The organism is Neobacillus drentensis NBRC 102427, assembly GCF_001591445.1.
Classification (GTDB): domain Bacteria; phylum Bacillota; class Bacilli; order Bacillales; family Cytobacillaceae; genus Neobacillus; species Neobacillus drentensis.
On record NZ_BCUX01000039.1, the window covers coordinates 24,735 to 45,475 of the forward strand.

At 39.2% G+C, this 20,741-nt stretch carries 18 protein-coding genes and 1 riboswitch; of the genes, 9 read left to right on the plus strand and 9 right to left on the minus strand.

Annotated elements, in window-relative coordinates; all coding sequences use genetic code 11:
* Positions 1–17: 17 nt before the first annotated feature.
* Positions 18–1,418, minus strand: a complete 1,401-nt coding sequence (locus tag BDR01S_RS17715; protein ID WP_066363275.1) for a sigma-54 interaction domain-containing protein — start codon at positions 1,416–1,418, stop codon at positions 18–20.
* 295 nt (positions 1,419–1,713) lie between these two features.
* Between BDR01S_RS17715 and BDR01S_RS17720 the strand changes: the two genes are divergently transcribed.
* The 7 genes from BDR01S_RS17720 to BDR01S_RS17750 all read left to right on the plus strand — a co-directional run bounded on the left by BDR01S_RS17720 (position 1,714) and on the right by BDR01S_RS17750 (position 10,268).
* Complete coding sequence (locus tag BDR01S_RS17720) at positions 1,714–2,493, plus strand: SDR family NAD(P)-dependent oxidoreductase (protein ID WP_066250041.1); 780 nt, start codon at positions 1,714–1,716, stop codon at positions 2,491–2,493.
* Positions 2,494–2,516: 23 nt separating this feature from the next.
* Positions 2,517–3,908 (plus strand): aminomethyl-transferring glycine dehydrogenase subunit GcvPA, encoded by a 1,392-nt coding sequence (gcvPA, locus tag BDR01S_RS17725; protein ID WP_066250046.1) that lies wholly within the window; start codon positions 2,517–2,519, stop codon positions 3,906–3,908.
* A 25-nt stretch (positions 3,909–3,933) separates the two neighbouring features.
* Positions 3,934–5,511: an aminomethyl-transferring glycine dehydrogenase subunit GcvPB gene (gene gcvPB, locus BDR01S_RS17730; RefSeq protein WP_066250048.1), complete on the plus strand. Its 1,578-nt coding sequence runs from the start codon at positions 3,934–3,936 to the stop codon at positions 5,509–5,511.
* Positions 5,512–5,528: 17 nt separating this feature from the next.
* Entirely contained in the window at positions 5,529–6,821 is a 1,293-nt protein-coding gene (locus BDR01S_RS17735; protein ID WP_066250050.1) for an ABC transporter substrate-binding protein, read from the plus strand.
* A 141-nt stretch (positions 6,822–6,962) separates the two neighbouring features.
* Entirely contained in the window at positions 6,963–7,847 is an 885-nt protein-coding gene (locus BDR01S_RS17740) for a carbohydrate ABC transporter permease (RefSeq protein WP_374725418.1), read from the plus strand.
* A complete protein-coding gene (locus BDR01S_RS17745) occupies positions 7,844–8,674 on the plus strand; it encodes a carbohydrate ABC transporter permease (protein ID WP_066250054.1) in 831 nt (276 codons plus the stop codon). Before BDR01S_RS17740 ends, BDR01S_RS17745 begins: the two co-directional genes overlap by 4 nt.
* 418 nt (positions 8,675–9,092) lie before the next feature.
* Positions 9,093–10,268: an ABC transporter substrate-binding protein gene (locus tag BDR01S_RS17750; protein ID WP_066250057.1), complete on the plus strand. Its 1,176-nt coding sequence runs from the start codon at positions 9,093–9,095 to the stop codon at positions 10,266–10,268.
* Between the two features lie 58 nt (positions 10,269–10,326).
* On the opposite strand, the gene BDR01S_RS17755 is transcribed toward BDR01S_RS17750, so the two are convergent.
* The 3 genes from BDR01S_RS17755 to BDR01S_RS17765 all read right to left on the minus strand — a co-directional run bounded on the left by BDR01S_RS17755 (position 10,327) and on the right by BDR01S_RS17765 (position 12,296).
* Positions 10,327–11,469: a glycosyltransferase family 4 protein gene (locus BDR01S_RS17755; RefSeq protein WP_066250060.1), complete on the minus strand. Its 1,143-nt coding sequence runs from the start codon at positions 11,467–11,469 to the stop codon at positions 10,327–10,329.
* 21 nt (positions 11,470–11,490) lie between these two features.
* Complete coding sequence (locus BDR01S_RS17760; protein WP_157406207.1) at positions 11,491–12,018, minus strand: phosphatase PAP2 family protein; 528 nt, start codon at positions 12,016–12,018, stop codon at positions 11,491–11,493.
* Between the two features lie 71 nt (positions 12,019–12,089).
* Positions 12,090–12,296: a hypothetical protein gene (locus BDR01S_RS17765; protein WP_066250062.1), complete on the minus strand. Its 207-nt coding sequence runs from the start codon at positions 12,294–12,296 to the stop codon at positions 12,090–12,092.
* A gap of 384 nt (positions 12,297–12,680) precedes the next feature.
* Here BDR01S_RS17765 and BDR01S_RS17770 point away from each other — a divergent pair, with 384 nt between their 5' ends.
* Positions 12,681–13,571: an acyl-ACP desaturase gene (locus BDR01S_RS17770; RefSeq protein WP_066250065.1), complete on the plus strand. Its 891-nt coding sequence runs from the start codon at positions 12,681–12,683 to the stop codon at positions 13,569–13,571.
* Between the two features lie 97 nt (positions 13,572–13,668).
* Positions 13,669–13,769: riboswitch (purine riboswitch) on the plus strand.
* 59 nt (positions 13,770–13,828) lie between these two features.
* Positions 13,829–14,824 carry an adenosine deaminase gene (gene add, locus BDR01S_RS17775; protein WP_066250068.1) on the plus strand — a complete coding sequence of 332 codons (996 nt, stop codon included), beginning with the start codon at positions 13,829–13,831 and terminating at the stop codon, positions 14,822–14,824.
* A 148-nt stretch (positions 14,825–14,972) separates the two neighbouring features.
* Here the strand turns inward: add and BDR01S_RS17780 are convergent, their stop codons facing one another.
* From BDR01S_RS17780 to BDR01S_RS17800, 5 genes are all read right to left on the minus strand, one after another.
* Entirely contained in the window at positions 14,973–15,887 is a 915-nt protein-coding gene (locus BDR01S_RS17780; RefSeq protein ID WP_066250071.1) for a pseudouridine-5'-phosphate glycosidase, read from the minus strand.
* The gene (locus BDR01S_RS17785; RefSeq protein ID WP_066250074.1) at positions 15,884–17,020 is read right to left on the minus strand and encodes a carbohydrate kinase; all 1,137 of its coding nucleotides are present in this window, start codon (positions 17,018–17,020) and stop codon (positions 15,884–15,886) included. The genes BDR01S_RS17780 and BDR01S_RS17785 overlap by 4 nt, the downstream gene beginning before the upstream one ends.
* Positions 17,021–17,031: 11 nt before the next feature.
* Positions 17,032–18,102, minus strand: a complete 1,071-nt coding sequence (locus tag BDR01S_RS17790) for a BMP family lipoprotein (RefSeq protein ID WP_066250078.1) — start codon at positions 18,100–18,102, stop codon at positions 17,032–17,034.
* A 233-nt stretch (positions 18,103–18,335) separates the two neighbouring features.
* On the minus strand, positions 18,336–19,133 hold the full coding sequence (locus BDR01S_RS17795; protein WP_066250081.1) for a Cof-type HAD-IIB family hydrolase: 798 nt from the start codon (positions 19,131–19,133) through the stop codon (positions 18,336–18,338).
* Between the two features lie 204 nt (positions 19,134–19,337).
* Positions 19,338–20,303, minus strand: a complete 966-nt coding sequence (locus BDR01S_RS17800; RefSeq protein ID WP_066250084.1) for a LacI family DNA-binding transcriptional regulator — start codon at positions 20,301–20,303, stop codon at positions 19,338–19,340.
* Positions 20,304–20,741 lie beyond the last annotated feature (438 nt).

Sequence of the window (20,741 nt, forward strand, 5' to 3'; positions counted from 1 at the left end):
CTTTTTGTGATTCCATATTAAGAATGAATCTGGAGTTTCTCCATTTTTCGGTATAAAGTCCGGATGCTTATGCCTAAATCCTTGGCGGTTTTTTGTTTGCCGTTATAGCTGCTGCCATAATGGTTCAGCTTTTGAATAATAACCTCTCTTTCTGCTTCTGCTAGAGAAGGCTCGAGGAGAGGTTTAGAATCCTGAAGTAAATGTTGTTTATTTAATAGATTGTGGGGAAGAGAGTCTTTTGTTAACTTTTGCCCGGTTTCTATATTCAGACTATATTCAATCACATTCTCAAGCTCGCGTAAATTTCCCGGCCAGTGATAGGAAGCTACCAAATCTATATATTCGTCCGTAAAGGAATTAATATACTTACCTGTTCGGTCTTGTAATTTTTCCAAAAAGTTAACTACTAATAATTCGATATCCTCCATTCTTTCTCTTAATGGCGGAACCATGATTGGAATGACATTCAATCGGTAAAAAAGGTCCGCGCGAAACAATTTCCCAGCTATTAATTCATCAAAAGACTGATTTGTTGCAGCAATAAGACGAACTTTTACCTTCTTAGCTGTCGTCCCTCCCACACGCCGAATAATACCATCCTGTAAGACCTTCAATAGTTTTGGCTGTAAACTCATGGGTAAATCAGCAATTTCATCTAAAAATAAGGTTCCATTATCGGCTAACTCGAAGTAACCGGGTTTTCCTTGTTTTCTTGCATTCGTAAAGGCTCCGTCTTCATAGCCAAACAATTCACTCTCAAATAAACTCTCTGGAATGGCCGCACAGTTTAATTCAACAAAGGGACCCTTACTGACAAGACTTCCTTTATGAATATACTGGGCTAGCAAGCTTTTCCCGGTGCCAGTTTCTCCTGTAATTAAAACAGAGGAGGTACTATTCCGAATGCTCTTAATTAGATTATGAATTTGAGTATGTGACTTGCTTTTGCCAAAAATATAGTTTGTATTAGCGAGTTCCAAATAGTCTTTTACTTTGAAGCCATCGGTATCTCGTAATATGGAGATAATAATCTCCTTCAAGCGCGAGAGCCATTCAATATAGAAAGCCTTGTTTTCGATGAGTTTCTTTTCATTTTCTTGAGAAAAGCTGACAAATGTTAAATAACCATACTTCTTTCCATTGATAATCATGTCTTGGACTAGCTCAACCTTTGAGGGGCAATTATTAATAAAATGGCACCCATCACATGTTTTCATTTTTCCAGGTTGATGGAGGAAGGTAATGTGATGCCCGTATAAAGTATTAAAAAATGGCACATACACTTTCTTGCCCTTTTGGCGGACATATTCCTCCGTGGCAGCAATTAGTTTTCCCTCCGGATTAAAACAAGCAATATCTACGTGAAGGAGTTTGGAAAAAGCCTGGATGACCTTTGAAATCGAATTTAACAGTAACAATCATGATCCCTCCACTTGTGATTGTCTTTCTTTTATGTAAGTTTATGACGTTAATTTAATTATAACATTTAGAATAGTTAAAAAGTTTTGTCAATAGTGACAAGGATATGTCATTTATGACATAGATCTAACCCGGGATTTTGCAAAATAGGCGAAGCGGGCTTTCTCTTTCTTATTTTTAGATATATCGCAGTCTTGGCACAATAATTGCAAAGTATTTAAGAAAAGGATAAAGGAGGAAGAACAGCAATTATTTATTTTTTAGATAAATAGTTTAGAAAGGTTGGAGATTCAATTGAACTATGAAGAACTCATCGGATTGAAAAATAAAGTTGTTGTCATTACGGGAGCTGCCTCTGGGATTGGATTAGCCACGGCAGAGTTGTTTAGTGAAGCAGGGGCCAATGTAGCTATGATTGATATTAATGAAGAATTGGGAATCAAACATGCCAAAAACATAAATGATAAAGGCGGAAAAGCAGCATTTTTTAAGTGTGATGTTACTTCATCTGCTGAATGTGAACTGGCAGCAAATCAAATTGAAAGAGAACTGGGGAAAATTGACGTTCTCTTTAATAATGCAGGTGTGATTAGAAGAAAAACTGCTGTCGACCATACCGAAGAAGAATGGGACCTAGTCCTAAATGTTTCTTTAAAAGGAGCCTTCTTATTATCGAAATACATCATCCCAATTATGGCTAAAAACGGCGGGGGAAGCATTGTCAACACAGGATCAGGCTGGGGGTTAAAAGGAGGAGATAAAGCGGTCTCTTACTGTGCGGCAAAAGCAGGGGTCGTTAATTTAACAAAAGCAATGGCCATTGACCATGGGAACCAGAATATACGTGTCAACTGTATATGTCCTGGTGACACAGATACGCCGTTATTGAGGGATGAAGCGAAACAATTGCAATTTGAAGAAGAATCATTTCTGGCTTCATCAGCAGTCGGCCGGCCGCTTGAAAGGATTGGAACACCTCGAGATATTGCTAAAGGCGTGTTGTTTTTAGCAAGCGATATGTCATCCTGGGTGACAGGAACGGTTTTAACAGTTGACGGCGGCGGTTTAGCGTAAAACTAATCAAAGGAGAGAAAGTGATGAAAAAACAAGCCCATCCATATATACCTAACACAGTTCCGGAAGTACAAGAGGAAATGCTAAGAGAGATCGGTGCACAAACGATAGAAGAGCTTTTTGATGGCATACCTGAAGAATTACAGTATAAAAAAGAGATGAATATTCCAAAAGCGCTCTCAGAATATGAACTAAGACGATATATTGATGGAATCTTAGCCAAGAATAAAAGCACGACAGAGTATGTAAACTTTTTAGGCGCAGGATGCTGGAATCACTTTGTTCCGGCGGTTTGTGATGAGGTGAATCAGCGTGCTGAATTTTTAACGGCTTATGCTGGTGATCCATATGAAGATCACGGCAGATATCAGGCATTGTTTGAATATCAAAGCCTAATGGCTGAATTAGTGGACATGGATGTGGTCAATGTTCCAACGTTTGATTGGGCGCAGGCAGCGGCAACATCAATCCGGATGGCAAGCCGGATCAATGGCCGAAACAAGGTGCTTTTACCAAAAACCATCTCACCTGATCGGCTGAAAGTCATCAAAAATTATTGCTCACCGCATATTGAATGCATTCTGGTTGATTATGAAGAAGATTCAGGACAAATTAATTTAAGCGATCTGGAAGACAAACTATCCTCAAGTATCGCTGCCGTTTATTTTGAAAACCCTTCCTATTTGGGATTTGTTGAAACAAAAGGTCAAAAGATTAGTAAACTAGCAAAAAGTATCGGCGCAATCACCATTGTTGGTGTGGACCCGAGCTCGTTAGGTGTACTCTCACCGCCAAGTCACTATGGCGCTGATATTGTCTGTGGTGATTTACAGCCGCTCGGGATGCATATGAACTATGGCGGTGGTCAATCTGGGTTTATCGCTACCCACGATGATTTAACCTTTATCCAAGAATATCCTTCCCGTTTATTTGGGATTGCACCAACGGTTGTCGAAGGTGAATATGGCTTCGGCGATGTTCTTTACGACCGTACATCCTTCGCGTTAAGAGAGAAAGGAAAGGAATCAGTTGGAACTCAAACGGCATTATGGGGGATTACTGCTGGAGTCTATTTGTCGCTCTTAGGTCCTGCTGGAATGTATGAACTTGGGAAGACTATCCTGCAAAAATCACAATATGCGATGGGGCAGCTTGGGAATATTTCAAATGTTGTAGCGTCCAGATTTGAATCAACGAATTTTAAAGAGTTCGTCGTTGACTTTAGCTATACAGGGAAATCTGTGAAGGACATCAATAAATATCTATTAGACCATGGAATTTTTGGCGGAAAGGACTTATCCGAAGACTTTCCAGAACTAGGTCAATGTGCATTATTTTGTGTCACAGAAATTCACTCAAAAGAAGACATCGATCGACTAGTAACTGCGATTCAGGAATGTATAGATGCAAAGTAATAAAGGAATGGGATGGTGTATGTAAATGCAAAAAATTAATAGGGATCAGAAGGTAAGAAATTTTCATCAAGCAAAATGGGATGAGCCGATCATTTTCGAACTCCATAAAAGCGGAGAGCGGGGAGTTACACTTCCTGCGGTGGAAGAAAGTATAGAAAATCATGTTGGGGACGGGGTCTCTGCTATACCAGCGGAAATGATGAGAAAAAGAAAACCGAATTTGCCGGAAATTTCTCAGAATAGAGTATTGCGTCATTATTTACGGTTATCACAAGAAACGTTAGGAGCGGCCTTTAACGTTGAAATCGGACAAGGAACCTGTACGATGAAGTATTCTCCGAAAATTAATGAAGCCTTTGCCTCCTCAGCCAAAATGACGGAACTGCATCCTTTGCAAGATGTAAGCACAGTCCAAGGAATGCTTGAAATTATCTACAAGTTAGATTTGTGCATGAGAGAGATTTCTGGAATGGACTACTTTTCTTTCCAGCCGGGGAGCGGAACGCAATCCTTATTCACAATGGCCTCCATCGTTCGGGCTTATCATGAGTCGAGAGGAGAAGGGGAACAGCGAAATGAAATCATCACGACTATATTTTCGCATCCTTCCCAAGCCGCAACTGCTGCTGTAAAGGGGTATAAAATTATCACGTTGTATCCAGATCAAGACGGCTTCCCAGATATTGAAAAGCTAAAAGCAGCCGTTTCCGACAGAACGGCAGGATTTGTTGTCGCAAACCCTGAAGATACGGGGATTTATAATCCGCGAATCAAGGAATTTACAAAAATCGTCCATGAAGCAGGCGGGATTTGTTATTACGACCAGGCCAATGCCAATGGCCTCCTAGGTATTACACGAGCGAAAGAGGCTGGATTTGATATGTGCTTCTTTAACCTTCATAAAACCTTCTCCACACCACATGCCTGCGGCGGGCCGGCGACGGGAGCATTGGGTGTTGTTGGTAAGCTAAAAGAATTTTTACCGGGTCCGATCGTTGAAAAACAAGGTGAGAATTATAGTTTGAATGATAACTTGAATCATAGTATTGGGAAAGTACGTTCGTTTCAAGGAGTACCACAAACCGTGTTACGTGCATATGCTTGGATTCGATCCCTGGGTGCAGAAGGGTTAAAAGATGTAGCTAAAGTGGCAGTGTTAAATAACAATTATTTGTACCACAAAATATTAAAGATACGCGGGGCTGATGCTCCTTATATTAAGGGGAAAAGACTGGAGCAAGTCCGTTATAGCTGGGAGCAATTAACAAAAGATACTGGCGTAACTACAGACGATATTTCCTATCGTATGGCTGATTTTGCCCATCATTATTGGTCCAGTCATCATCCCTATGTTGTACCTGAACCGTTTACACTTGAACCGACAGAATCGACTTCAAAAGCGGATTTAGACGAGTATATCGCATCATTAACACATATTTCTAATGAGGCGTATACCAATCCTGAAGTGGTGAAAAGTGCACCGCACAATAGCACCATTCATCGTGTGGATGAGCAGGACTTTTTTGAGAATCCTGAGAAATGGGCAATTACTTGGCGTTCCTATTTGAAAAAAATAAAGAATACCGAAACCATAAATTCTTAGTAAATGGGGAGTGAAACATGAAAAAGTACATGTCTTTAATGCTAGTCGTGCTTCTTTTACTACTAGCTGCCTGCTCCAATAAAACAACTAGTGATCAGGGAAAAACAGGGGATTCAAAACATCCATCAGGAACCATAACGGTTTGGGGCTGGGATGTCGCTGCAGCAACAATGAAAGCATCCGTTGAGAAGTTTCAGAAACAGTATCCGGATGTAAAAGTGAAAGTCGAAGATTTTAATAGTTCCGACCTCTATGACAAACTGACAGTTGGATTAGCCGCAAGAGGTTCAGGCTTACCGGACGTCGTGCTAATGGAGGATGAACGGATTCCAGGGTATGTTCACCAATTCCCCGAAGGATTTTTAAATTTAAACAAGCTTGGATTTAATAAGTACACTGATTCATTCAATCCAGCTAAAGTCGCATCCGTACAGAAAAAGGATGGAGAATTTATTGCCGCTCCGTGGGATATCGGCCCTGCAGGTGTATTCTATCGTGTCGATTTCTTTGAAAAAGCAAAGGTTGATCCGAATTCCATCAAAACATGGGATGACTATATTGCAGCTGGGAAGAAAATTAAAGACGCCACAGGTGCACAGCTATTACCAATTGATATAGCCAACTATGATGGTGTGTTTCAAATGATGATGCAGCAGCAAGGTGTTTCTTATTTTGATAAAAATGGAAAAATAAATCTTCAATCTGAGGAAGCTAAACGGGCAATGGCAACAATCAAGAAGTTCCATGAAGAGGATCTAATCTTAAATAATAATGGCTGGGACGGGATTGTGACAGCAACTGTAAATGGCAGTGTGGCGACGATTCCGTATGGTGTTTGGTATGCCGGTACCATTATGGACCAGGCTCCAGATTTAAAGGGAAAATGGGATGTATTTTATCTGCCGAGCTTTACAGATGAAGCTGCGAGGTTTGCTAATGTGGGGGGATCCTCCTTGTTAATTCCCTCAACTAGTAAAAATCAATCGGCAGCCTATGCGTTTACGGAATTCTTTACAACCGATCAAGAATCACAGCTTCTAGGTTTTGAAAAATATGGCCTATTCCCATCTTTAAAGGAAACATACAGTGCACCTCAATTTACTGCAAATAGTGAGTACTTCAATAATAGTCCAGTATTCAAAAGGTTTGCTGATATTGTCGGTCAAGTTCCGAAAATATATTTAAATGAGAACTTTGCCAAGGCCAGCACCATTACAGTTAATGCCCAAGCCGCGATCTTACTTGAAAATAAATCAGTCGACAAAGCACTAACGGATGCTCAAAAACAATTAGAAAATGAAATTAAATAAGGAATAATAACAGAGCTGGAAGGTGAATGGTGAAGGTTGAATGGAACCAACATTTTTCAGCTCTATCATTCAATAGTTCTTTAAGTCATGGAGGTGTATCGGGTGGCTCAAGCTGAAAAAATAGCAGAAACGACTGCAAACATTCGAGTGAAAAACAGAAAATATCTATTGACTCCTAAAAGTGCTCCGTACATTTTTATTGGACCAGCTTTTGTTTTTATATTAATCTTTACCGTTTATCCGGTCATCTCTTCATTATTCCTTAGTTTTCAACAGGTACGTGGTGTGGAGAAATCCTTTGTTGGCTTGGCTAACTATTCGCGTTTATTCCATGATCCAATTTTTTATAAATCTCTATTGAATACATTTGAAATTTTAATTATCCAAGTTCCCATCATGCTCTTTCTAGCATTAGTAATTGCCGTGGGGCTTCATTCATCCTTAATAAAAGCTAAAGCATTTTTCAGGATTTCGTTCTTTATGCCAGCGATTACAGCGCTAGTGGCAGCATCGATCGTCTTTATGATTTTATTAGATGAACATTTCGGGTTAGTAAATTATTTATTATCCTTTATGGGAATTGACTCCATCCATTGGTTGACGACGCCTTTTTGGGCAAAAGTTTCTGTGATTGTGGTTATGACATGGAGATGGACAGGTTATAACATGGTTATTTTCTTAGCAGGATTACAGAATATTCCCTCTGAACTCTATGAAGCTGCGAGTATAGATGGGGCCGGTAAGGTCAAGCAATTTTTTATGATTACCATCCCGCTCTTAAAGCCTGTATTTATTTTTACCGTAGTTATGTCGACAATCGGAACACTTCAGCTTTTCGATGAGCCTTTCATATTAACTCATGGTGGTCCTAATAGCGCAACAATGACGATTACGCTTTATTTATATGAACAAGGATTTAAATTTTTTGACTTTGGATATGCGTCAGCTATCGCTTATGTGCTTGTCCTTATAACAGCGCTTGTTTCCTGGATCCAAATGAAATTGGTAGGTGATATTGAAGAATGATTACTCAGAAGAAGCTTTCTACAAAAATAGGGATCTATTGTTTATTGGTCTTGGGTGTCATTCTTTCAATAGGTCCATTTTATTGGATGCTGATTGGCTCCACACTTCCCTCTGGAGAGATTTTCCATCTCCCGCCTAAGCTCCTTCCTGGCGATTACTTAGCAAAGAACTTTCAGGCGCTAAATGAGTCATTAGGCATCGCAAAAATATTTTGGAACTCCATATTTATTGCGATAGTTTATACAATTGCCAGCACATTTATTTGTGCAATGGCCGGGTACGCTTTTGCGAAATTTCGATTTAAGGGGAAGAACTTTTTCTTTTTTATTATATTGTTTTCCTTAATGATCCCTTTTCAAGTGACCTTGATTCCGTTGTTTGAATTAATGGTTTCCTTCAATTGGTTAAATACATATCAAGCAATCATTTTACCAAGTCTAGCCTCACCATTTGCTATTTATTTAATGAGACAAAATATGCAGGCGGTTCCAGACTCAATTATTGAGGCGTCACGTGTAGACGGGGCAGGGGAATTGAAAATCTTCTTCTCAGTTATTCTGCCAGTAACAAGACCAACATTGGCGGCCGTGGCAATATTTCAATTTATGTCCCAATGGAATAGCTTACTTTGGCCGCTTATTACTCTGAATTCAAAGGAAATGTTCACACTTCCGGTGGCATTATCTAGTTTAATCGGGATGGCGCGGATTGACTACGGACAGCTAATGCTAGGAACCACGTTATCGACGATTCCAATAATGATTTTCTTTTTAGTGCTCCAAAAACAATTCATCTCTGGAATTTTAGGTGGGTCTGTAAAAGAATAAAGGCAGGTGTCAGGCACCACTCGTGGACAAATGTACACGAGCGGTGCCTGACACTCTTTTATTCTCCAAAAGGACCTACTTGTTGAAATACTCGTCTTCGAAATTGTATTTATTTGTAAATAGTGGCAAGGAAATCCTATTTTGATTTTAGAATAATTTTTTTAAAAAGGTGATATAGGATTTGAATAACTATTTAGTGAACCTGATACCGAAAGCGTTATCATAAATACTGATGAATCGTAAGTTTCAGAAATATTTAAATAAATAAAAAATATACTAGACGAATCGATAAAATTGTTCTAAAATAATATTTATTAAATAGCTTTGGCATTAACTGAATAGTTAGTTTGTCAGTTAATCTAACAAACTGCGTTGTTATATGTCAGAAAAATCAGATAAAAGAAAAGGGGTCCTTAGGATGAAGAAGAAATGGGCAAAAATGTTTATGGCTTCCGCTTTATTAGCCGGAGTTCTTGCAGGTTGTTCAGGAGCACCGAAAAGTTCGGGAAGTGACAGTAAAACGATTAAAGTGGGCGTAAACTTAGAGTTATCCGGAGGGGTTGCTTCTTACGGGGAGTCACTCGAAAACGGTGTCGATATTGCAGTGGATGAGATTAATAAAGCTGGCGGAGTAAAGGGTAAAAAACTAGAACTCATTAAAGTCGATAACAAATCCGAGGCAGCAGAAGCGACAAACGGTATTATTAAATTAACAAGCCAAGACAAAGTAACGGCCATTATTGGTGCAGCGACTAGTGGTAATACAGTAGCACAAGCGCAGATCGCAAATGATACAAAAACAATTCTTTTAACACCTTCAGGGACAAGCCCAAATGTAACAGTTGGCGATGATGGAAAATTAAACGAATTTGTTTTCCGTACTTCCTATATTGATCCATTCCAAGGGATCGTTGCAGCGAATTTTGCCGCGGATAAATTAAACTTAAAAAAAGCAGCTATCTTTGCAGACAGTGCCAGCGATTATGCGAAAGGTTTAGCATCTGCATTTAAAGCGACCTTTGAAAAAGATGGCGGTAAAGTTGTCGCTGAAGAGGCTTATGTGGGCAAGGATACAGATTTCCGTGCAACATTAACTCGCATTAAGTCAAAAAATCCAGAATTCATCTTTATTCCTGGTTACTATGAAGAAGTTGGTTTAATCGTGAAACAAGCTCGTGAATTGGGTATCACTGTTCCGTTAATGGGTGCTGACGGCTGGGATTCACCGAAGTTAGTAGAATTAGCTGGTAAGGATGCGTTAAACAACACGTTTATCACGAACCATTACACATCAGAAGATCCTGATAAAACGATTCAAAAGTTCGTAACAACATATAAAGAAAAGTTCAATGGTGAATCTCCTAACGCCTTTAATGCACTTGGCTATGACACTGTTTATCTATTAGCGGATGCGATTAAGCGTGCGGGCAGTACGGATTCAGTGAAAATTAAGGATGCATTAGAGCAAACAAAAGATCTGTCGTTAATTACAGGTAAGATCACGATTGATAAAGACCACAATCCAATCAAATCAGCAACTGTTTTAGAATATAAAGACGGTAAGCAAGTATTTAACGCTAAGGTAAATCCGTAAAAATAGAAAAGTGAAATGGAAGGCTCTCCTTCTATTTCACTTTTTTTATATAAATTAATTATGCATATTTTTGCCCGTTTTGTTCTTCAATAACACTCTTGTACTGCCAATTCAGATCCTCGAATATCTGATCCCATCCCTGTTTTAATGCATACTCTCTTCCGGCGATTCCCATCTGTTCTCGCAACTCAGCATTGGTTAAGAGCTGAACAATGGCATCTCTAAATTCCCGGACCTGACCCGGCTTACACAAAATCCCCGTAACCCCAGAGTTAATAATATCCTTAACCCCGCCGGAATTCGCACCTATGACAGGCGTCCCGCTGGCAAGGGATTCAAGAACAACATTTCCAAAGGTCTCGGTAGGAGACGGGAAAACCAATAGGTCAGATGCTGAATAGACCTTGGCCAAGTGTTTTCCAACTAAGTATCCTGTAAAGGTCATATTACTTTCCGACTGGGCTTGTAATTCCTTTCGTAATGGACCATCACCTACGATTAACCAATGTAATTTTTCTTTTAGTTCTGCCGGGATTGATTTTGCGACAGCAAGGAGTGTTTTGATATCTTTTTCAGGTGCCAATCTGCCAACATAGGTCAGTAGGTATTTTTCAGGTGTGCTGTGAAGTTTCTGAACAGAGTTTTTATCATAGTGTGGGTGATAAAGCTGGCAATCTACGCCTCTAGGCCAAACCTCTATGTTGGAAAACCCGTTCTGCTTTAGCAGTCGGAATGTTTCAGTGGAGGGAACGAATAGTTTTCTGCATGATCGATGGAACCAGTGCATGTATTTCCAATGGATTTTTGATAGAAAATTCAGGTCATAATAGTGTAAATAATGATTGAAGTTGGTGTGATAGGATCCAACAAGGGGAATATTTAATTTCTTAGCAAAATAAACACCGCAAAGTCCAACGTTAAAAGGGGTCGCCACATGAATTATATCTGGAGAGAAAGTTTGTAATTCTGACTTGATATCGAAAAGGTTTGGAAAAGCTAAGCGGCATTCAGGGTATAAGAAAAAGGAACGGCTTTTTAAAAGATGAATATTTGGAGAGTGATATTCGTTGGAATAGGAGCTGGGTGCAAAGATCTTATAAGCAATGCTCTTTTCTTCAAAATAGTTCGTTAATCGTTTAAGTGTCTTTGCAACTCCATTGATGTCAGGATAATAGGTATCTGTGAAAATAGCAATCTTCATAATATCCCTCCTAAATCAATCTCATAACCACATTAAACAAAAGCATAAGATCCCGGTAAGTGTTCCTAGAATTCCTCCAGCAATCACATCGGAAGGATAGTGAAGACCTAAGTAAATTCTAGATATAGCTACACAAAGCCCAATCGGGATCAAAGCAAAAGCAAGTTGAGGTATGAATAAGATATAAGGCGTCACAACGGAAAATATTGCGGTTGTATGCCCCGAAGGAAAAGAATGATCTTGTAAAGGGTTAGCAGGAACCTTTGTTTTTTCAATAATTAAATAGGGCCTTTTTCGGGGAAACAGCAACTTTACAAAATGTACAGGTATATGACTTGTTGATAAAGCTAGTGCGCTGGCAATGGCAATCAATCGGGTCTCTCGTGGCGAACACATTAGAAGCAGCAAGGCTACTGTGATCGTAAATCTTGCCCCGCCAAGGTGTGTGATCGTGCGGAAAAAAAGATTTAATAGCTTATTATCAAAATGGCTGTTAACCTGCTGAAATAATCGGCACTCGAAGCCATAAATCAAATGAAACATTCTCATAATAGTTTTTTCCCCTTTTTTAAAATTAATCATCCTCAACCATTGGTTTGGCCGAACATTATAAATGCAAGTTAGAGGTTAGGAGGCTTGCTTCTCTTGATAATTAGTTGGATAAGTTCGTTAATACCGACTGGAAAGGTTCTTTTTGTATAAACAGTCACATCATTTCGGATATTTTCCTCTTTCTGAATGTCTATACACACCCTAGGCTCTAATTCTTCTAACCACGCACTTGTGACTTGCCCTAGATATTCTGCTCCAGTTACGGTAATCTGCATCCAATCCCTCCAAAAGAATTATTTATTTTAATTGTATAAGGGAATCGCGAATTTTTTCTTAAGTTAACGTTAAAAGAGTGTAAAGACTTTGTAAGAATCAGGAAAAGCACCAGTCCCCATGAAATTTGCCAGCAAAGGAACGAAATGGAATTCTTGCTCGTTGTGTGCGGCTTAAATGAAGATAAAGGAAAGTATTTTGTTAGTAAAATTCAGAATAGTTGTGTTATAATCAATTTAGTAGCAGGTGCTAATATCTGATATAAAAGAATGGTACCAAAGATTGTGTATCCACGGAAAGTTAAATGGGTATATAAAGGGGAGTATTTTCACCTTTGGAGCATTTGTATGGTAAACTAACGAATTCTACAACAACGGGGGACTACGATGTTAACAAATGATTTGGACTTTAGATTAGAGCCTAAACTAATTGATTTATATGAAGAACATAAAAAGCGGTCTGAGAAAGTAGATTGGGGTTATCATGATTTCTTACCATGGGATAAGGCAATGGACTTCAGGCGGGTGCCTTGGGAGGAAAGCCAGGTTACACTGCCTGCATCCATTGTTACTGCGGTTGAAACGGCCCTGTTAACCGAAGTGAATTTGCCGTGGTTTACCTCTCATCTAGATCAAACGTTTAAGGGGTCTTTAACGGTTATTAAAGATTTTGTCCATACTTGGACTTCAGAGGAAGACCAGCATTCCAATCTGCTTGAGACGTATCTACTAATAACACGCAATGTAGATCCAAAGCGCCTTCACCAATTGCACAAACAAACGGTTGAGAATGGCTGGAATCCTGATTACCATACGCCGTTTGAAACGATGGTCTATACCTCGCTCCAAGAGTTAGCAACCATGGTCTTCTATAATAATGTGGCGAAAGTAGCGGGGGCCCATGATAAGGATTTAGCAAGCCTGCTTCGCCGGCTGGCAAAGGATGAAACGTTGCATTATGCCTTTTACCGTGATGTGATTAAATATCATCTGCAATTGGAACCTAATTACTGTTATCATTTAGGACATGTTATAAAAAACTTCCAAATGCCCGGTACTGTCATGCCTGACTTTGAAGATCGGATGGCGATAATTGCCAAAGAAGCAAACTATGGTCCACTGGAATACTTTGATCAAGTTTTAGATGTGATTGTTGATTATTGGGAGTTGGAAAAATTAAGGCCAATTGCACCGGAGGCAGAAAAAGCCAGACTGGACATTCTGAAATATCACGCCCGATTGAAAAGAGTAAGAGAGCGTTTTTATAAAAATAAGTAAGATACTTCCTGATAGGGCATATTTGGGCATATTTTCCGGGTTTTATTCCATCCTTTAATCGCTTGACATTAATAATAAAATTTATTATTCTTGAGCAGTAGTAATTTAATAATACTTTCGTATAACTCCAATGATATGGTTTGGAGGTCTCTACCAGGAACCTATAAATTCCTGATTACGAAGAAGGTACATGTATTTGTATTTTCTTCGTAATCAGGAATTTTTTTTTTACAAAAATACTAGGAGGTAACCCCAAAATGAATTTCTCAACTTTACCCAAAATTGAACTTCACTGCCATTTAGATGGTAGTCTTAGACCTAAAACAATTATTGATATCGCAAAGAGAGAGGGAATCAGCTTACCCTCCATGGAAATAGAGGGCATTCAAAACGAGCTTATTGCGCCAATAGAATGTGAATCCCTTGATGAATATTTAGAGAAATTTTCTATCCCTAATTTGGTAATGCAATCAAAAGAAAATCTTAAAAGGATTACCTTTGAACTTTTTGAGGATGCGGCACTGGAAAATGTGAAATACATGGAGGTAAGATTTGCTCCACTCCTTCATACGGTTGGAGGATTAGATGTTGAAGAGATCATCCAAAGCGTCTTAGCTGGAATGAAAGATGCCGAAAAGCTATTTGATATAAAGGGAAACTTGATTCTTTCCTGCATGAGGACCATGTCTGTGGACAGTGCTTTTGAGGTCGTAGAGAAGGGGAAGAAATTCCTTGGAGAAGGTGTAGTGGCCATCGACTTATGTGCATCAGAAGAGGAAGGGTTTTGTGGAAAATTCGTGGCACCGATTGCCTTAGCTAGACAATATGGATATAGAGTAACAATCCATGCGGGTGAAACGGGCGTTGGAAAGAATGTATTAGAGGCTGTTGAATTATTGGGTGCAGAAAGAATTGGACACGGCGTATTTATCAAGGATTGTCCTGAGGCATATAACATCGTGAAGGAAAAGCAGGTCGTGCTTGAAATGTGCCCTACAAGTAATGTTCAGACCAAAGCAGTAAACCAGTTCCGTGAACATCCAATCTATCAGTTTCATAAAGATGGAATAAAGGTAACTGTAAATACAGATAACCGAACGGTATCTGATACAACGATGGCGAATGAATGTAACATTGTATTTAAAGAATTCAATATAAGTGAAGATGACTATAAGCAAATTTACCTTAATAGTGTTAAAGCAAGCTTTGCTGATTCCGAAACAAAGGATAGGCTAAAAGAGTTCATGGCTTGATTGCCGTTAATAGGGCTAAAACCTAAATTTTAAGCAACAAAAGGTATGAAACCTAATCTGGTTTCATACCTTTTGTTTTATTCTAGAAGCTAGATTGAATCTGCAAGCAAGTACAAGTGGCAGCTGCCTATAAAAGTTTATCTACTTCTTATTTCAAGCCATTAAAACTTACAGCTATTTGAGCTCCGACAACGGCATTGTTTTTAACTAAAGCAATGTTTGCCTCCAAGCTCTTGCCTTCAGTTAGTTCTTTCACTTTGCCAAGCATGAACGGTGTTACATCTTTACCGGCAATTTTGCGTTCATCTGCCTCTTTTAATGCTGTTTCAATGATGCCATTAATAAATTGCTCATCCATGGCGTGTTCTTCAGGAATCGGATTCGCAATGACAGCGCCGCCTTTAAGACCTAAATCCCATTGTACTTTTAAAGTGGAGGCGATTGAATCCACATCATCCGCACGCAGGTTTAACGGGAATTCGCTTGTGCGTGTAAAGAAAGCAGGGAGTACATCGGTTTGATAACCAATAACAGGTACACCTTTTGTTTCAAGATATTCCATTGTTAACCCTAAATCTAGAATCGATTTAGCACCTGCACAAATGACGGCCACCTTTGTTTGTCCTAGTTCTTCTAGGTCTGCAGAGATATCCATGGTAGTCTCGGCACCGCGGTGAGCCCCGCCAATACCTCCGGTTACGAAGATATGAATATCTGCTAACTCAGCGCAAATCATTGTAGCTGCAACGGTTGTGGCACCCAGCTGTTTTGTCGCAATCAAATAAGCTATATCGCGTCTTGATACTTTTGCTACTCCAGAACTTTTTCCGAACATTTCTAGCTCTTCGTCAGATAAGCCAACTTTAATTTTTCCATCAATGATCGCGATAGTTGCCGGTACTGCTCCGTTATCACGGATAATTTGCTCTACTTCACGTGCTGTTTGGACGTTTTGTGGGTATGGCATACCGTGAGAGATAATTGTCGATTCTAAGGCAACGATTGGTTTTCCTTGTTCCTTGGCGATACGTACTTCTTCTGATAATGTAATGTATTGTTTCAAGATAATTCCTCCATGTCTTTTTGTAGTTGTTCTGCTGATAAATCCTGTCTTACTGTATAAGATGATTGTAGGGTTTTAGAAGCATTCATACTCCCGGTATTAGCAATTTCAATCAATGATTTCCCCTCTAACCAAGAGTAAATAACAGCGGAGGAAAAAGCGTCTCCCGCACCTGTTACATCGATGACTTCATCAACTTCAATAGGAGGAACATGAAAAATTCCCTCTTTTTTATTACCAATCATCGAGCCTTGTTTTCCATTCGTAATTACGACATTGGCTATCCCTAGTGCCAGCCATTTGCCCACTGCGTTCTTCCAATCTTCCTCATCCTTGATTTCCATTTGGAAGTATGTTTCAGATTCATCCCGGTTCGTAATGAGCCAGGTAACACCGTCTAAATTATCCGGTAACCGATTCATCTTTGGTGATGAAACAGGTATTAACACAATCGGTAAATCATGGCTATAGGCAAAAGAACACAAGAATTGAATCGCTTCTTTCGGACAGTTTAAATCGACGATTATACATTTTGAGCGACTCAGTAGAACATCATGTTTACGCAGTAAATCAGGTGTAATTGCCTCGTACACTTCCATATCCGCTAACGCAATAATTAGTTCACCGGTAGCATCTAAAACAGCCGTGTAGGAACCTGTTGATTTTTCAGGGAATTGCGTGACGGTTTCTAAGTTCATGTAAAGAGATGATGAATCTTCAATGACAGACCAGTCCTTATCAGCGCCGCTTGTAGAAATTAATGATACGTCCATCCCGAGCCGCCCTAGGTTTTCAGCGATATTCCGGGCAACCCCGCCTGCATTTTGAGTAGCGTAAATCGGATTGGAAGTACCTAACTGGGCTTTTTCTTTGATATGGAATTTACGGTCAATATTAGCCCCGCCTATACAAATAACCTGTTGCGATTCATTTAAAATATAAGCTCTTCCTAGAATATTACCCTTTTTAATTAAACCAGAAATAATATTTGCAATGGAAGGCCGGGATAATCCTAATATCTCGGCCAGTTCCTGTTGAGAAACATAGGGGTTCTTACGTATTAAATCGATAATCCATTGTTCTTTATCATTCATTTCTTCAGGCACAAACTCACCCCATTTAATCTTGTACATTCCTTGTACGATTACTTTGGACTAAAAGTTTTTAATTCTTTACGTGTTTCAGGGACCTTTACTGCACCTGATTTAATCTTTTCAACCCATTCTTTGATGGCGGCTTCGGTAGCTGCTTTGTTTGCTGCTTTTGCATTAATAGGGGCTAAGCCAACACCATCTTCTGCTAAACCATATAACGCAACTTCGCCGCCAGGGAAATTACCCTCTTTAGTTTTTGTTGCAAGGTTTTTAACAGCTATATCCACGCGTTTTAAAGCGGATGTTAGGACAACATCCGGACCCATGTCAGCTTGGTCACGGTCTACACCAATTGCCCAATATTCCTTGCTGGGATCCTTTGCCTTCCGGTCATTGGCCTCTTTGAATAGACCGACACCGGTTGCCCCTGCTGAGTGAAAGATAACGTCCGCTCCAGAAGAATACATTTTTGAAGCGATAGATTGCCCAAGTTCGGCCTTGTCAAACGCACCTGCATATTGCACGTCCACTTTTACCTCTGGTTTGGCCGCTTTAACACCGGCTAAGAAACCAGCTTCGAAACGTTCAACTACAGGGATTTCCATGCCGCCAATAAATCCGATATGGTTCGACTTTGTTGTATTAGCCGCTGCTATTCCCGCGAGGAATCCAGCTTCTTGCTCTTTGAAAAGAATACTTGCAACGTTTGGCTGTTTTACTTCAGCGTCAACGATTGCGAATTTAGAATCTTTTTGTTGTTTTGCAATTTCTTCAACTGCTGCCGGCATCAAGAAGCCAATCGCATAAACTAAGTCAAATCCTTCACGGGCAAGTTTGTTTAAGTTCGTTGTATAATCGGCATCTGATTTAGATTGAAGGTAATCGTAGCCGCCTTTACCTTTTTTCATACCGTTTTCTTCCCCGAAACTTTTGAGACCTTCCCAAGATGATTGGTTAAAGGATTTGTCATCAACACCGCCGATGTCTGTCACCATTGCTACTGAAAAGCTGTTTTTTGCATTTTCTTTACCTTGGTTGTTATTGCTTTTTCCACAAGCACCTAATATTGCCCCTGTAGCAAGAACGAGTGATAGTGCAATTCCCACTTTTTGTTTTTTCAAAATAAGTTCCCCCTTATGATGTATGTTTGGTTAAAATAAACGCATTCGTAAACTTTTGTTTAAAAATTAAACTTATGTTTGGATTATAACTCTAGACCTATTTTAGGTCAACCCATATTATCTATAATTTTTCTTAGTACAATGCAGACTAAGCCTGACAAATTTTAGTATGCTCTATTCGTCAAAAAAAATAAGGGACTCCAATCGACAGGAGTCCCTTTAAAAATATCCAATTATATGATTTTCTTCAGCTTTTCCTCCAATAGGCCAACCTGAATAAGCCCGTTAAAAATTCCGTTTTGTGAAGATGAGGTAGTGACGATATCCGCAACAGCCTTTGCTTCAGGAACAGCATTCCCCATCGCAATTCCAGTGCCGGCTGAAGACAACATCTCCAAGTCATTCAGTCCGTCCCCAAAAGCATAGCAATTCTCATTATTTATATTTAAAACTTTTAACAGCGCCTGAATTCCAATAGCTTTTGAAGCCCCCCTTGGAAGAATATCGTAGGCGTATTCATGCCATTTCACAAAATCAAAATCAGGAAAGAGATCGACATACAGCTGGTGATTACTAGTATCACAGTATAAGTGTCCTTGGTAGATAGGCTTTTGTTTATAAAAATGATGATTGACCTCAGGATAGGTCATCATTAAAGTGTCGAAACTACTTTCAATTAACGGATGATTGGATGCACTTACCTTAATATCTTGATCACTGCAGTAGGCCAAGGCATCGCCGTTTTCTGCTGTCCTCAGGGATAATGAATGAAGCCGATTCGGATTCATCGGATTCGAATAAATTTCTTTCCCATTATATACGACGTATTGTCCATTCATGGATACGTATGAATCAATATTTAATTCCTTTCGGATCCAATAAAACATTTCCGGTACACGACCAGTCGCAATAACTGTATGGATTCCTTTATCTTGGAGTAAACGAACGGCGGTCTTTGTTGATTCCGGAATGATTTTATCCTCATTAAGTAATGTTCCATCAATATCGAAAAATACAATTAGTTTTTCCATTGTTCTTCCCCCTGTCAAACACAACACTGCCGTTACGCTCCGTTTTCGGATCACGCCGGCTCGTGTTGTGATTTTCCTGCAAGGAAAGAATAATTTATGAAACGCGTTTCAGGTCAAGAAAGTTAATGTAAGTTTATTTCGGTAGCTAATGAAAACCTAGAATTTCGTACAGGACCAGGTTCGATATATCGATAAATAAAGAGATTAGACAGTTTGCCGTTCAATTAATGTCACGGGTATTTCCTGATAATAAGGCTCTTTTGTATCACTTAACCCTTGGAGAAATAATTTTCTCCCTATTTCCACAAGCGGGATTTCAATGGTCGTAATATTCATCATTTTTGCGATGGGCTGATTATTGAATCCGATGAGAGCCAGGTCACGAGGGATCGAAAAAGCTTGAGTCTGTGCGCAGGTAACAATCCCTGCTGCAACCTCATCACTAGTGACTAACAAGGCTGTTGGCGGGTGAGTCATTTGTTTAATTCGCTCAATTACTCGTTCTCCATCTTCAAAATGTAGAGATTGCTCAAAAATATAATCAGCTTCATAAGACAACTGGTAGTCCGCGCAAAAGTCCATAAATGCCGCCTTTCTATTTCTGCTGTTCGTTCCTGAGTTTCTTCCAATACAATACCCAATTTTACGATGACCTTTTGTGTATAGGTATTTTAATGCAAAAATAAAGCTTTTATAGTGATCCACATACGTGGAGGACACCATCTTGCCTCTGGTATCTTCACATAAAATAATGGGTCCATATGGTAAATACGCTTCTACTGTGCTCCAAGTACATATTCTTGAACAAATAATTAATGCATCAATCTGCTTTTGCTTTAGCATTTGCATGGCTTCTAATTCTCGGCTTTCTATATAGTTAGTTTGAAATAATACCAAATTGTAATTGTTTTTTAACGCTTCATTGGCTATGCCTTTTATTAACATGGCGAAGTAAGTGTGATCGATAAAGGGAACAACCACACCAATAAGAAACGTTTTCCCCATACTTAAATGGACGGCGTTAATGTTTTGTTGGTAATTACTTTGTTGAATGGCTTCCTGCACAGCTTTCCGTTTTTCCTCACTTACATACGGATGCTTATTTAACACTCGAGAAACAGTGGTTACAGATACACCAGCCATCTTCGCCAAATCTTTAATATTTGTCATACAATTACCTTCCTTAAGTGGTGCCTGACACCATAGTTAATCTTTGCATCATTGTATATTATCAGCCTGTCGTTTTGTAGTATCAGTATCTACAGCTGTTATATTGTGATCGAAGTAATTAATTTAATTATTATTAGAATAGTAGTTGACTTTACTTATATATGATAGTAATATAGTAAATCTGATGAGGGCATTGCGAACGAGGTTATAAAATTCTCAGGAAAATTCCTTCACCAGTTGACAAGTATGACAACGAATGATATGATAATAACCTCGCTGATTTATTGAAGAAAGTTATTTTAAAATAACATTTGACTTTATCGAGGCGGCGTGATAAGCTGTTGTTCTGTCACAAAAAAATAGTTCTTTGAAAACTAAACAAAGCAGAAACGTCAACAAAATTTTATTAGTGGATCTTTCGTAAGAAAGTGAAGCTGA

Excerpts from the sequence above, each read along its gene's own strand:
- gcvPA (WP_066250046.1), top strand. The coding sequence starts at position 2,517 with ATGAAAAAACAAGCCCATCCATATATACCTAACACAGTTCCGGAAGTA.
- gcvPB (WP_066250048.1), top strand. The coding sequence starts at position 3,934 with ATGCAAAAAATTAATAGGGATCAGAAGGTAAGAAATTTTCATCAAGCA.
- BDR01S_RS17735 (WP_066250050.1), top strand. The coding sequence starts at position 5,529 with ATGAAAAAGTACATGTCTTTAATGCTAGTCGTGCTTCTTTTACTACTA.
- BDR01S_RS17745 (WP_066250054.1), top strand. The coding sequence starts at position 7,844 with ATGATTACTCAGAAGAAGCTTTCTACAAAAATAGGGATCTATTGTTTA.
- BDR01S_RS17750 (WP_066250057.1), top strand. The coding sequence starts at position 9,093 with ATGAAGAAGAAATGGGCAAAAATGTTTATGGCTTCCGCTTTATTAGCC.
- BDR01S_RS17755 (WP_066250060.1), bottom strand. The coding sequence starts at position 11,469 with ATGAAGATTGCTATTTTCACAGATACCTATTATCCTGACATCAATGGA.
- BDR01S_RS17760 (WP_157406207.1), bottom strand. The coding sequence starts at position 12,018 with ATGAGAATGTTTCATTTGATTTATGGCTTCGAGTGCCGATTATTTCAG.
- BDR01S_RS17765 (WP_066250062.1), bottom strand. The coding sequence starts at position 12,296 with ATGCAGATTACCGTAACTGGAGCAGAATATCTAGGGCAAGTCACAAGT.
- BDR01S_RS17770 (WP_066250065.1), top strand. The coding sequence starts at position 12,681 with ATGTTAACAAATGATTTGGACTTTAGATTAGAGCCTAAACTAATTGAT.
- add (WP_066250068.1), top strand. The coding sequence starts at position 13,829 with ATGAATTTCTCAACTTTACCCAAAATTGAACTTCACTGCCATTTAGAT.
- BDR01S_RS17785 (WP_066250074.1), bottom strand. The coding sequence starts at position 17,020 with ATGTACAAGATTAAATGGGGTGAGTTTGTGCCTGAAGAAATGAATGAT.
- BDR01S_RS17795 (WP_066250081.1), bottom strand. The coding sequence starts at position 19,133 with ATGGAAAAACTAATTGTATTTTTCGATATTGATGGAACATTACTTAAT.
- BDR01S_RS17800 (WP_066250084.1), bottom strand. The coding sequence starts at position 20,303 with ATGACAAATATTAAAGATTTGGCGAAGATGGCTGGTGTATCTGTAACC.